The sequence below is a fragment of the Nonomuraea sp. NPDC050540 genome, assembly GCF_044457485.1.
Taxonomy (GTDB): domain Bacteria; phylum Actinomycetota; class Actinomycetes; order Streptosporangiales; family Streptosporangiaceae; genus Nonomuraea.
On record NZ_JBITHA010000002.1, the window covers coordinates 733217 to 745922 of the forward strand.

The following is a 12706-nucleotide window of genomic DNA, read 5'->3' on the forward strand; positions in this document are numbered from 1 at the left end:
TTGCATCTAAGTAGCTTAATGCTAAGATACTTAGATATGAGAGACTTTCGGCTTGTCGCCTTCACCGCGGTCGCACCCGCGCTCTGGGGCACCACCTACCTCGTGACCACCGAGTTCCTGCCCGCGAACAGGCCGCTGCTGGCCGCCGCCATCCGCGCCTTGCCCGCCGGGCTGCTGCTGATCGCCACCGTGGCCCTGCTCGCCGGACGGCTGGCGCTGCCGAAACGCGCGTGGTGGTGGCGTTCGGCCTTGCTCGGGTTCCTGAACATCGGCTTGTTCTTCGCCTTGCTCTTCATCGGCGCCTACCGGCTGCCCGGCGGCGTGGCCGCGGTCCTCGGGGCGTTGGGTCCTTTCGTGGTGGCCGCCTTGGCGTACCTGCTGCTGCGTGAACGGCCGGGCGGACGGGCCATGCTCGGCGCGGTCATCGGCGTGGCCGGAGTGGCGCTCCTCGTGCTCCGCTCCACGGTCGCGCTGGACGCGATCGGCCTGGCGGCGGCGGCCGCGGGGATGGGCGTGATGTCCCTGGGCACCGTACTGGGCCGCCGCTGGGGCGCGCCCGAGGGCTTCGCGAACCGCTCCACCGCGCTGCTGGCGCTGACCGGCTGGCAACTGACGTGGGGCGGGCTTCTGCTGGTGCCGTTCATGTTCCTGATCGAGGGCGCGCTGCCGTCCTTCACCCTCACCAACCTCGGCGGCTACGCCTACCTCACGCTCGTCGGCACCGCGCTGGCGTACGTCCTGTGGTTCCGCGGCGTCACCACGCTCGCGCCCACCCGGGTCACGGTCCTCGCACTGCTCAGCCCGGTGGTGGCGGCCGTTCTGGGCTGGGCCGCGCTCGGCCAGTCGCTGTCGCCCGGTCAGCTTCTCGGCGCCGTGGCGGTCCTGGGCGCGATCCTGCTGGGCGCCTCCCGGCCGCGCCGCCGCACCGAGCCGCCCGCCGGTCCGGCGGCCGAGCCCCTGGCCTCGGCTAAGCGAGCGTGAGCCTGATCAGCTCTCTGCGCGAGGAGATGCCGAGCTTGGGATAGGCCTTGTAGAGGTGGTACTCGACGGTCCGCGGGCTCAGGAACAGCTTGGCCGCGATCTCCCTGCTGCTGGCTCCGTCGGCCGCCAGCCGTACCACCTGGAGCTCCTGCGGCGTCAGGCGGTCGAGCAGGTCCGCGGCGGCGGGCGTCGCGGCGGAACCACCGGCGATCCGCAACTCGGCGCGCGCCCGCTCGGCCCACGGCCGCGCGCGCAGCCGTTCGAACGTCTCCAAGGCCGACCCCAGCAACCCCCTCGCGTCGGCGCGGCGCCGCTCACGCCGCAACCACTCGCCGTAGAGGAGCTCGGTCCGCGCGCGCTCGAAGGGCCGGCTCGTCCCTTCATGCAGCTGCACGGCCCGCGCGAAGTGAGCCTCGTCCTCGGTCAGCAATGCCAGGCAGCGCTCGGCCATCGACAGCGCCCAGGGCTGCCCGCCCGCGGCCGACCACTCGCGCAGCCCGCGCAACGGCTCCCGCGCCGCCTCCGGCGCGCCGGCCCTGACGGCGGCCTCCACGAGATCCCCGGTCGCTCCCATGAGCACGCCCGCGTGCCCGCCGGGCCCGCGCCGGGCGGCGAGCAGGCGGTCGAGCGCCTCCTGGGGACGTCCGAGGCCCAGGTCGAGCAGGCTCAGCATCGTGTCGGCGGCGACCCGGCCCGTGGCGGTGGAGTGGCGGGTGAGTTCCAGGCAACGTTCCTCGTCGCCCTCGATCGCGGCGATCCTGGCCAGGACCGTGTCGAGCTGCCCGGCCCGTCGCCGCAGCCCGGTGTCGCGGGCGATCGCCGCCGCCTCGGCCACGGACGCCTCGGCGTCGCGGTGGAGCCCGGCCACGACCTGTATCTGGGCGAGCGCCTGGAGGGCGTCCGGCAGCGCGCCGACCAGGCCGTAGCGGCGGCACATGGCCACCTCCTCGGCCGCCCCGGCGAGCGTGGCGTCGTCGTCGCCCACGATCCAGCCCAGGTGCACGGCCCGCATCCGTGGTACGCCGTCCTCCCGCGCGGCGCTCCTGAGCAGGCGGACGCCCTCGGAGTGGTCGCCGGAGATCAGGGCGGCCATGCCGCGCGCCGCCGGGTCCGGCCGTCCCAGGTCACGCAGCCGGTCGGCGGCCACGGCCACGATGTCCGGCATCCCGGCGAACCAGGCGTAGTCGGCCGCGGTGCGCAACATCCCGGCCGCCACGTCCACGGGCGCCGATCCGGCGGCCTCCACGAGGATGGCGGCGGCGTCACCGGCGTCGCCGCGTTCGAGCTCCACCGCGGCCCGCACCCGCGCCGCCGTCGCCGGAGCGGGCCCTTCTGAGGTGAGTGCGCGGGTCTGCCCGGCCAGGTCGGCGGCGACGTCCACGTCACCGGCGGACAGGGCGAGCGTGGCGGCCTCGGCCAGGCGTACGGCGCGTTCGTCCGGGGCGGGGGTGAGGTGGGCGGCCTGCCGGTAGAGGTGCGCGGCGGCGGCGCAGGCGGTGCGGAGCCTGGCGCGCTCGGCGGCTGCCACCAGTTCCACCGCGGTCTCCTCGCCGGGGGCGATCGTGACCAGGGACAGGTGCAGGGCGCGGGTGTCGAGGTCGTCGGCCGCGCCCGCCAGCGCCCGGTGCGCGGCCATCCGCCGTGCCATGGGCATGCCGCGATAGGCGGCGGTGGCGATCAGCGGGTGCCGGAAGGCGATCCCGGCGCCGGTGACCCGGATCAGGGCGGCGCGCTCGGCGGGCTGCAGATCGTCGAGCCCCACCCCAAGCTCCTTCCCCGCCGCCAGCACCGCCCGCAGATCCCGCCCATCCCGCCCATCCCGCGCAGAAGCACCAGAAGGGCTTGAGTGGCCGGAAGCACCTGAGGAGTCGGCGTGGCCGGACGAGCCAGACGAGCCGGCGTGGCTGTAGGAGCCGGAGGGGCCGGCCTCGACGTGGGCGCTGCCCGCGGCGGCCGCGAGCAGCAGCATGAGCTGCGTCCGCTCCGGCAGCACCGCGATCTGCGCCCGGAAGGCCGCCAGCACCCGATCGGCCACCGGCAGCGGCTCGCCCCGCCCACCCTCGGGAGCGGCGGCGGCGAACTCCCGCAACGCCAGCGGGTTGCCGCCCGACTCGGCCAGGACACGTTCCCGCAACGCGGGCGCCAGCCCGTACGCGCCCAGCAGCCGGCCGGCGTCATCGGCCCCGAGCCGGCCGGGCCGCAGCTCGGCCAGTCCCGGCGCGTCGAACCCCTCCTGCCGCGCGGCGAACACCATGGCCACCCCGTCCGCGCCGAGCCGCCTGGCGGCGAAGGTCAGCGCGTCCGTGCTGGCCCGGTCCAGCCATTGCGCGTCGTCCACCAGGCACAACACCGCCCGATCGACGGCCAGCTCCGCCAGCAGCGTCAGCACGGCCAGCCCGATCCTGAACCGGTCGCCGGGCGCCCCGTCGGCCGCCGGACCGCCCAGGACGGAGTGCAGCGCGCGGGCCTGGGCCTCAGGCAGGTCATCCAGGCGCGACTGCACCGGCCACAGCAGCCCGACCAGCCCGGCGAAGGCGAGGTCGGCCTCCGCCTCGATGCCGGTCACCCTGACCACCAGCAGCCCGGCCGCCGCCGCCCGCTCGGCGGTCCAGTCGAGCAGCGCCGACTTGCCGATCCCCGCCTCGCCGCGCAGGACCAGCGCCCCGCTGCGTCCCTCCAGGGCATCGGTGACCAAGGCCCCGAGCGCGGCCTGCTCGGCGTGCCTGCCGTGCAGCACGTGGCCCACCGGACACCCCCGAAGTTCCGTAACCCAACCCAGAAATCCTACTGATTCGCGGTACGTAGACCTTTCCTACGGTGGTGACCAGCCGTTTTAAGGAGTTTGACCGTGAATGAGAAACGTGGGCTGAGCCTGGCTCTCCTGGCGTTCGCCAACCTGATCACCTCCCTGGATTTCACCATCGTCTACGTCGCCTTGCCGGACATCGCGCGGGAGGTCGGGTTCACCCCGCACTCGCTGCAGTGGGTGGTGAGCGCCTACGCGGTGCTGTTCGGCGGGTTCCTGCTGCTCGGCGGCCGGTTGGCGGACCTGGTGGGCCGGCGCAGGATGTTCGCCGCCGGCCTCAGCCTGTACGGCGTGGGCTCGCTGCTCGGCGGCCTGGCCCCCTCGCCCGCCCTGCTGATCGTGGCCAGGATGCTCCAGGGCCTCGGCGGGGCGATCCTCGCACCGGCCACGCTTTCCCTGGTCAACACCATGTTCCCGGCCGGCAGGGCCCGTACCAGAGCATTGACCGTGTGGGCGACCGGCGGTGCGGCGGGGCTGAGCCTCGGCTCGCTGCTCGGCGGCGCGCTCACCAACTGGCTCGGCTGGCAGTGGGTCTTCTTCGTCAACGTGCCGCTGGCCCTCATCGGCCTCGCCCTCGCGCCCGGCCTGCTGGTCGCCGACGGCGCGCGGGAGCGCGGGCGGACCTTCGACCTGCCCGGCGCCCTCACCGGTACGGCCGGCGTCACGCTCCTGGTGTTCGCCGTCGCCCAGGGCCCGGAGGCGGGCTGGACCTCGGCCCCGGTGATCGTCTCTGCCCTGCTGGCCGTGGTCCTGCTGGCGGCGTTCCTGCTGGTGGAGAAGCGCAGCTCCAGCCCCCTGATGCCGCTGAGGCTGTTCGGCAACCGGAGCCTGAGCGCCGCCGCCGTGGTCATCCTGGTGTTCGGGCTGACCCTGCAGGCGATCCCGTACTTCCTCACGCTGTACTTCCAGGGCGTGCTCGGGTTCAGCGCGCTGCAGACCGGGGTCGCCTTCCTCGGCCCGACCCTGTCCATCACGTTCGGCAACACGATCAGCGAACGCCTGATCGGCCGGCTCGGCACCAGGACCACGCTCATCGCCGGTCTCGTCGCGGGCGCGGCGGGCAGCGCGCTGCTCGGGCCGGGCATGACGGCGGACGGGTCGTACCTGACCGTGCTGGCCGGCATCGTGGTCGTCGGCCTGGGGATGGGCCTGATCTACCCGGCCATGTTCAACGCGGTGGGCAGCGGCGTGGACGGCTCCGAGCAGGGCACCGCCTCCGGCATCGCCAACACCGCGCTCCAGGTGGGCTCAGGCGCCGGGCTGGCGGTGCTGGTGGCCGTGGCCAACGCCGGGCTGGGCGGGCTGTCCGGTGAGGCGCTGCGCGCTGCCACCGCCGACGGCCTCGCGGTCGCCGCCTACGTCGCCGCCGCCGGATCGCTGCTCGGCGTCCTGGCCGCGCTGCGCCTGCCCGGTCAGTCCAGGACCCCGGTCCTGGCGGAGGAGAGCGTCTAGACGCCTGAGGGGTGGGCGCCGGGCGGCGGCCCCCCCCCCCGAACGTGCGAGCCCGCCGGCCCCCCCCGCAACAACGGCCGCCGCCGCGCGCCCCGCGTCTAGATAGGGTGGGCGGCCCGCACCCCGCGCGGGCGGGTGGGGGGCCGGGCGGGCGCGCCGGGGGCCCCGGCCCCGGCCCCGCCCGCCCCGGGGCGGGGGGTGTGCCGCCCCGGGGGGGGCGGGGGGGGGCCCCGCCGCCCCCCCCCCACCCCTCAGGAACGTGCGATCAGGCCTTCAGCCAGCTCATCATCGGCCGCAGCTGAGCGCCCGTCTTCTCGATCGGGTGCTCGGCCAGCTCCTCGCGGTGCCGGGTGAACTCCTTCTGGCCGCTCTCGAACTCCTCGACCAGCTGCCGCGCGAAGGTGCCGTTCTGGACCTCTTCGAGGATGCGCTTCATCTCCTTCTTGGTCTCCTCGGTCACCACGCGCGAGCCGCGGGTGTAGCCGCCGTACTCGGCGGTGTCGGAGACCGACCAGTACATCTTGGAGATGCCGCCCTCGTACATGAGGTCGACGATCAGCTTCATCTCGTGCAGGCACTCGAAGTAGGCCACCTCGGGCTGGTAGCCGGCCTCGATGAGCGTCTCGAAGCCCGCCTTGATCAGCTCGGAGACGCCGCCGCACAGCACGGCCTGCTCGCCGAACAGGTCGGTCTCGGTCTCCTCGGTGAAGGTGGTCTTCAGGGCGCCCGCGCGCGTGCCGCCGATGCCCTTGGCGTACGACAGGGCGAGGTCGAAGGCCTTGCCGGAGGCGTCCTTCTCGACCGCGACCAGACACGGCACGCCGCGCCCGGCCTGGTACTGGCGGCGCACGAGGTGGCCGGGGCCCTTCGGGGCGACCATGGCGACGTCGACGCCCTCGGGCGCCTCGATGAGGCCGTAGCGGATGTTGAGGCCGTGGCCGAAGAAGAGCGCGTCGCCCTCCTGCAGGTTCGGCTGGATGTCGTTCTCGTAGATGCCGCGCTGCAGGTGGTCCGGCGCGAGGATCATGATGAGGTCGGCCTCGGCCGCGGCCTCGGCCGGCGTGACGACGCGCAGGCCCTCGGCCTGGGCCAGCTCACGGCTCTTGGAGGTCTCGGGCAGCCCGACGCGGACGTCCACGCCGGAGTCGCGCAGGGACAGGGCGTGCGCGTGGCCCTGGGAGCCGTACCCGATGACGGCCACGACCCTGCCCTGGATGATGGACAGATCGGCGTGGTCGTCGTAGAAGATCTCGGTCACTTGCTGAAAACCTTTCAGGCGGTACGGTCCAGTGCCCTGAGGGACCGGTCGGTGATGGAACGGGCGCCGCGGCCGATGGCCACCATGCCCGACTGAACGAGCTCTTTGATGCCGAACGGCTCAAGCACCTTCACGAAGGCCTCAAGCTTGTCCGGCGTGCCGGTGACCTCGATGGTCACCGCGTCGGCCGCCACGTCGACGCAGCGGGCGCGGAAGAGCTGGACGAGTTCGAGCACGTGCGAGCGGCTGTCGGCGTCGGCCTTGACCTTGATGAGCATGAGCTCGCGCTGCACGGAAAGCGAGGTGTCCAGCTCGACGATCTTCAGGACGTTCACCAGCTTGTTGAGCTGCTTGGTGACCTGCTCCAGCGGGAGTTCTTCCACGCTGACCACGATCGTCATACGGGAGATGTCGTCGTGCTCGGTGGGCCCGACGGCAAGTGAGTCGATGTTGAAGCCTCGCCTGCTGAACAGCGAGGAGACGCGTGCCAGCACGCCGGGCTTGTTCTCCACCAGCACGGAGAGCGTGTGTCTGCTCATCAGTCCTCGCTGTCCCAGACCGGGGCCATGTCCCGGGCGATCTTGATGTCGTCGTTGCTGGTGCCCGCGGCCACCATCGGCCAGACCATCGCGTCCTGGTGGACCACGAAGTCGACGACGACGGGCACGTCGTTGATCTCCATGGCCTTCTTGATGGTCGCGTCCACGTCCTCGGGGCGCTCGCACCGCAGGCCGACACAACCATAGGCCTCGGCGAGCTTCACGAAGTCGGGGATGCGGCGGGTGGTCTGCAGGTCGGTGTTGGAGTAACGCTTGTCGTAGAACAGGGTCTGCCACTGGCGGACCATGCCGAGGTTACCGTTGTTGATGACCGCGATCTTGATCGGCACACCCTCGATGGCGCAGGTGGCCAGCTCCTGGTTGGTCATCTGGAAGCAGCCGTCGCCGTCGATCGCCCACACGGTCGCCTCGGGCCGGCCCATCTTGGCGCCCATCGCGGCCGGGACGGCGAAGCCCATCGTGCCGAGCCCGCCGGAGTTGATGAACGTGCCCGGGTTCTCGTAGTCGATGAACTGCGCCGCCCACATCTGGTGCTGCCCGACCCCGGCCACGTAGTACGTCTCCGGCCCGGCGTTGGCGCTGAGCCGCTTCATCACGTACTGCGGGGCCAGCGAGCCGTCCTCGAACTCGTCGTAGCCCAGCGGATAGGTCTGCTTGTAGCCGTTGAGCAGCGTCCACCATTCGGCGTAGTCGCCCTTGCCCGCGGTCCCGACGGCGCCGATGAGGTCGGTGATGACCTCCTTGCAGTCGCCCACGATCGGGACGTCCGCGTGGCGGTTCTTGGAGATCTCGGCCGGGTCGATGTCCGCGTGCACGATCTTGGCGTACGGCGCGAACGTGGACAGCTGGCCGGTCACCCGGTCGTCGAAGCGGACGCCGAGGCCGACGATCAGGTCGGCTTTCTGCAGGGCGCCGACCGCGGAGACGCTGCCGTGCATGCCGGGCATGCCCATGTGCTGGGGATGGCCGTCGGGGAACGTGCCGCGCGCCATCAGCGTGGTGATGACCGGGATCTCGGTCAGCTCGGCCAGCTGCAGCAGCTCGGCGGAGGCGCCCGCCTTGTGCACGCCGCCGCCCACGTAGAGGACGGGGCGCCGCGCCTCGGCGATGAGCTTGGCGGCCTCGCGGATCTGCTTGGAGTGCGGCCGCGTCACCGGGCGGTAGCCCGGCAGCTGCATCGTCGGCGGCCAGTGGAACTCGGTCTGGGCCTGCAGCGCGTCCTTGGAGATGTCCACCAGGACCGGACCGGGACGGCCGGTGGAGGCGATGTGGAAGGCCTCCATGATCGTGCGCGGGATCTCCGCGGGATCGGTCACCAGGAAGTTGTGCTTGGTGATCGGCATGGTGATGCCGGAGATGTCGGCTTCCTGGAAGGCGTCCGTGCCGATGGCCGCGCTCGCCACCTGGCCGGTGATGGCCACGATCGGCACCGAGTCCATGTACGCGTCGGCGATCGGGGTCACCAGGTTGGTCGCGCCGGGGCCGCTGGTGGCCATGCACACGCCGACCTTGCCGGTCGCCTGCGCGTATCCCTCGGCCGCGTGGCCGGCGCCCTGCTCGTGGCGTACGAGCACGTGCCGGACCTTGACCGAGTCGTAGAGGGGATCGTAGGCGGGGAGGATCGCTCCGCCGGGAATCCCGAACACGGTGTCGACTCCCACGTGCTCCAAGGCCCTGACCAGGGCCTGTGCACCTGTCATCCGTTCGGTCATCGGCTCGTTCCTTAAAGGCCAGACACTTAAGGACATAAAAAAGGCCCCTCCCCACCGGGGGGTGGGACTGGGGCGGCGCGCAGGTCGAAGTGCTTCGCTATCGGCCCGCGCGCCGGCGAAGTACTACGAGAATCTCACTGCGAAGCATGCTGCCACCTTAGCCGCTCAATGGCCCACAGTGTCAACTTGCTGGACAGCTATCTCATTATTTGGGATCAGAGGGCGGACTGGAGGCTGGTGCGCATCAGGGTGTCGACGCCCCGCGCCGCCATCGGCCGCGCCACCAGGAAGCCCTGGCCGCGCGTGCAGCCCATCTCCCGCAGCTTCTCCAGCTGCTCGGGACGCTCGATGCCCTCGGCCACCACGATCAGGCCCAGGTCGTGTCCCAGGCGGACGATCGTCCTGGTCAGCAGCGTCAGCGTCTCGTCGCGGCCCAGGCCGGAGACGAAGCTGGGGTCGATCTTGATCATGTCGACCGGCAGCTGCCGCAGGAACGCCAGTGAGGCGTAGCCGGTGCCGAAGTCGTCGATGGCCAGTCGTACCCCCAGAGCGCGCAGCTCCGACAGCCGGGAGATCGTCTCCTCGGCGTCCTCCACCAGCATCTCCTCGATCACCTCAAGGGTCAGCGCGGAGGCCGACAGGCCGCTCTCCTCCAGGGCCTGCGAGACCGTCTCGACGAAGCGCGGCGCGGTGATCTGCCGGGCCGAGAGGTTGAGCGACAGGCCGATGTCCCAGGAGGACGCCCGCCAGGCTGCCACCTCGCGGCAGGCCTCGCGCAGGATCCACTCGCTCAGCGGCACGATCAGCCCGGTGTCCTCGGCGGGGCCGAGGAACTGCTCGGGCGGCACGAACGTCGAGCCGCGCCACCAGCGCACCAGCGCCTCCACCGCGGTCACCCGCGAGGTCGCCAGGTCCACCACGGGCTGGTACTCGATGGCGAACTGGTTCTCGATCAGCGCGCGCTGCAGGTCGGCGGCGAGTTCGAGGCGGCGCACGGCGTCGGCGTGCATCTGCGCGGCGAACACCTCCACCCGCCGTCCGCCCAGGTCCTTGGCCCTGGCCATGGCCACGTCGGCGTTGCGCAGCAGGTCGCCCGCGGGCATCTCCTCCTCGGCGAAGGCCACGCCCACGGACGCGGTCAGCGCCACGTCGCGGTCGGCCACGCGGAAGGGCTCCTGGGAGACCGCGCGCAGCAGGCGCTCGGCCACGTCCACGGCGAGCTGGGCCTCGCCACCGGTCTCCACCAGCACCGCGAACTCGTCGCCGCCCCAGCGGGCGAGCGTGTCCTCGGGGCGTACGACGCCGCGCAGCCGCCTGGCCGCCTGGCCGAGCAGGGTGTCGCCGCTGGCGTGGCCCACCGAGTCGTTGACCGAGGTGAAGCCGTCGAGGTCGAGGAAGATCGCGGCCTGCCCGTAGACGCGCCCCGCCACCACCTCGCGGGTGCGCTCCTCGAAGTAGGAGCGGTTGGGCAGCCCGGTCACGCCGTCGTGGAAGGTCAGGTGGACGACCTGGTTGCGCAGGGCCTCTTCGTCGCTGATGTCGCGGGTGGTGATCAGCAGCACGTCCTCGCCGCCCACGTGGCGGGTGGCCACCGACTCGGTGGGCCGCCAGGTGCCGTCGGCGGCGCGTACCCGGCAGGCGATCAGGCAGGCGCCGGGTTCCGCCGTGTCCTCGTCGAGGCCCATGGCGCGCAGCGCGATCTGGATGCCGGGCAGGTCCTCGGGGTGGATGTAGTCGAAGATCGAGCCGCCGACGATCTCGTCGGGGCGGTAGCCGTACGTGACCTCGACGCCCGCGCCGATCTCGCGCACGGTGCCGTCGTAGTCGCACAGCAGCACCACGTCGCCCGAGCTCTCGGCCAGCTCGCGCAACTGCCGGTCGCCGAGCGCGACCAGCCCGCGCAGGCGGGCGTGCGAGGTGGCCAGCACGAACAGGCGCAGCACGAGGATCAGCACCACCGAGGCGGCGACCACCACCACGCCCGTGACCGGACGGTCGCGGCTGCCTGCCAGGTGGACGGCGAGCACGACGACCGAGACGGCCACCAGAGCGAGCGGGACCAGCGCGAGCAGGTCGGCCACGGCGGGACCGCTCGCGGGCCGCTCGTCGCCGCCACGGCGCACGCCCCAGGGCGCCGCCGCCAGCAGCAGGAACGCCACCGGCGCCAGCACGAGGCTCCAGGTGGGCGGGGCGCCCTCGCCGAGCCTGGCCACGGCGGAGGCGGTCTCGGCGATCGTGGTCGTGGCCAGGACGCCGATCCCGGCCAGGCCCAGCGGCAGGCCGGAGACGGTCCCCTTGACCACGACGGGAATGGTGGCGCAGGTCACCAGCAGGCAGACCATGGCCGGCAACAGCATGAAGGTGAAGCCGGGCGAGCTTTCCGCGTAGACCTGGCGCAGCGCGACGACCCAGCCGATGAGGAAGAGCGCGGCCGTGCACAGGTAGGCGTCGATCAGGTAGCGCAGCGCCGCCTTGGCGGTGGTCCTGCGCCCCGAGGCGATGATCGCGCCGCCCGCCATGAGGACGGCGCCGACCAGCACGAGCAGGTCGGCGAAGCTGAGGATGAAGCCGGAGGCGATCGGGCGCACGCCGACGCCGGCCGACCACACCACCGCGCCGGCGCCCAGCCAGCGCGCCCCGGCCGCGTGCCGTGGGTCGCCCGACCTGAACGCGCTCACCAGCAGCGAGACCGCCGCCAGCAGCGCCGCCGTCAGTCCCGCGATCGCACCGGTCGCCAGCGCGGGCCCGCCCACCGCCAGCGCCATGGCGAAACCGGCCGCGCCTATGGCGGCGGCGGCCGTAATCGGCGCCCGTGGGTCACGCCAGCGGATCACAGTCCTTGCCCTCACATCGACAGTGTGTGCGGTGCCGGGTACGCGAGTGGTGACAACGCCGATGTCGTCACCGATCTGATAACCACACAGACCGAATAGCTCCCGAGCCCTCCTTGACTGGGAGTCAAGGGGCCCCAGTAGACGACAACCGTACGCACCGAAGGTCACGGACCAGCCACGTTCCGGATTCCTCTCAATACGTGTCGGAAATGACGTTGTTCAGCGGCTCGCCCGCCAGATAGCGCAGCAGTTGCGAGCGCACCAGGCGCAGCATGCGCCGGCCGGAGGCGGGGGTGCTGCCCGCGACGTGCGGGGTGATGAGCAGGCCGGGAGCCGACCAGAGCGGGTGCCCATCGGGCAGCGGCTCGGGTGCGGTGACGTCCAAGGCCGCCTTGAGCCGGCCGGACTTCAGCTCGGCCACCAGCGCGTCGGTGTCGACCACGCCGCCTCTGGCCGCGTTGACGAGCAGCGCGCCGTCCTTCATCCGGGCCAGGAACGCCGTGTCGACCATGCCCGCGGTGTCGGCGGTGGCCGGCACGAGCAGCACGACCACGTCGGCCCGCGGCAGCAGTCCGGGCAGTTCGTCCATGCCGTGCACGCCCTCGCGCGCGGTGCGTGCCACGCGGACGACGTCCACCTCGAACCCGTCGAGCCGCCGCTCCAGCGCGCCGCCGATGGACCCGTAGCCGACGATCAGCACCGTGGAGTCGGCCAGCACCCCGGTGTGGTGGTAGGTCCAGGCGCCCCTGCGCTGCGCGTCCACGAACTCGGGGAACTCGCGCAGCACCGCGATCATCGCGCCGACCGCCCACTCGGCGGTGCCCGCGTCGTGCACGCCGCGCGCGTTGCAGAGCATCGCGCCCTCGGGCATGTTCGGCCGGTACGGTTCCACGCCCGCGGTGACCGTCTGCACGAGGCGCAGCGAGGGCATCTTGGCCAGCGTCCCCTTGACGTCGGGCGGCGTGATCAGCGGCGGCACCCAGACCTCGACGTCCTCGATCCCGTCCGGCAAAGCCTCCTTTCCGTCATAGACCACGCATTGAACGCGAGGCAGGTCGGAAAGGACGTCAATCATGGCTTCTGACGGCACCCAGATCTTCATG

8 protein-coding genes are annotated in these 12706 nt (G+C 72.2%); 2 read left to right on the forward strand and 6 right to left on the reverse strand.

What is annotated here, in order from left to right:
• The first annotated feature begins 36 nt into the window (after window positions 1–36).
• On the forward strand, window positions 37–981 hold the full coding sequence (locus tag ACIBI5_RS09765) for an EamA family transporter (protein WP_397245049.1): 945 nt from the start codon (window positions 37–39) through the stop codon (window positions 979–981).
• Here ACIBI5_RS09765 and ACIBI5_RS09770 read toward each other — a convergent pair.
• Complete coding sequence (locus ACIBI5_RS09770; protein WP_397245051.1) at window positions 968–3727, reverse strand: ATP-binding protein; 2760 nt, start codon at window positions 3725–3727, stop codon at window positions 968–970. The genes ACIBI5_RS09765 and ACIBI5_RS09770 overlap by 14 nt on opposite strands.
• Before the next feature lie 102 nt (window positions 3728–3829).
• On the opposite strand from ACIBI5_RS09770, the gene ACIBI5_RS09775 reads away from it, so the two are divergent.
• The gene (locus ACIBI5_RS09775) at window positions 3830–5239 is read left to right on the forward strand and encodes an MFS transporter (protein WP_397245053.1); all 1410 of its coding nucleotides are present in this window, start codon (window positions 3830–3832) and stop codon (window positions 5237–5239) included.
• 265 nt (window positions 5240–5504) lie between these two features.
• On the opposite strand, the gene ilvC is transcribed toward ACIBI5_RS09775, so the two are convergent.
• The 5 genes from ilvC to ACIBI5_RS09800 form a co-directional block, all read right to left on the reverse strand.
• Complete coding sequence (gene ilvC, locus ACIBI5_RS09780) at window positions 5505–6488, reverse strand: ketol-acid reductoisomerase (protein WP_379612253.1); 984 nt, start codon at window positions 6486–6488, stop codon at window positions 5505–5507.
• 23 nt (window positions 6489–6511) lie between these two features.
• On the reverse strand, window positions 6512–7036 hold the full coding sequence (gene ilvN / locus ACIBI5_RS09785) for an acetolactate synthase small subunit (protein ID WP_184960445.1): 525 nt from the start codon (window positions 7034–7036) through the stop codon (window positions 6512–6514).
• Complete coding sequence (locus ACIBI5_RS09790) at window positions 7036–8769, reverse strand: acetolactate synthase large subunit (RefSeq protein ID WP_397245055.1); 1734 nt, start codon at window positions 8767–8769, stop codon at window positions 7036–7038. Before ACIBI5_RS09790 ends, ilvN begins: the two co-directional genes overlap by 1 nt.
• Window positions 8770–8984: 215 nt before the next feature.
• A complete protein-coding gene (locus ACIBI5_RS09795) occupies window positions 8985–11618 on the reverse strand; it encodes a putative bifunctional diguanylate cyclase/phosphodiesterase (RefSeq protein ID WP_397245057.1) in 2634 nt (877 codons plus the stop codon).
• Window positions 11619–11796: 178 nt separating this feature from the next.
• The gene (locus tag ACIBI5_RS09800; RefSeq protein WP_397245059.1) at window positions 11797–12639 is read right to left on the reverse strand and encodes a 2-hydroxyacid dehydrogenase; all 843 of its coding nucleotides are present in this window, start codon (window positions 12637–12639) and stop codon (window positions 11797–11799) included.
• Window positions 12640–12706: the final 67 nt, after the last annotated feature.

Coding starts and splice junctions, on each gene's coding strand:
- ACIBI5_RS09765 (WP_397245049.1), top strand. CDS start 37: ATGAGAGACTTTCGGCTTGTCGCCTTCACCGCGGTCGCACCCGCGCTC.
- ilvN (WP_184960445.1), bottom strand. CDS start 7,036: ATGAGCAGACACACGCTCTCCGTGCTGGTGGAGAACAAGCCCGGCGTG.
- ACIBI5_RS09790 (WP_397245055.1), bottom strand. CDS start 8,769: ATGACCGAACGGATGACAGGTGCACAGGCCCTGGTCAGGGCCTTGGAG.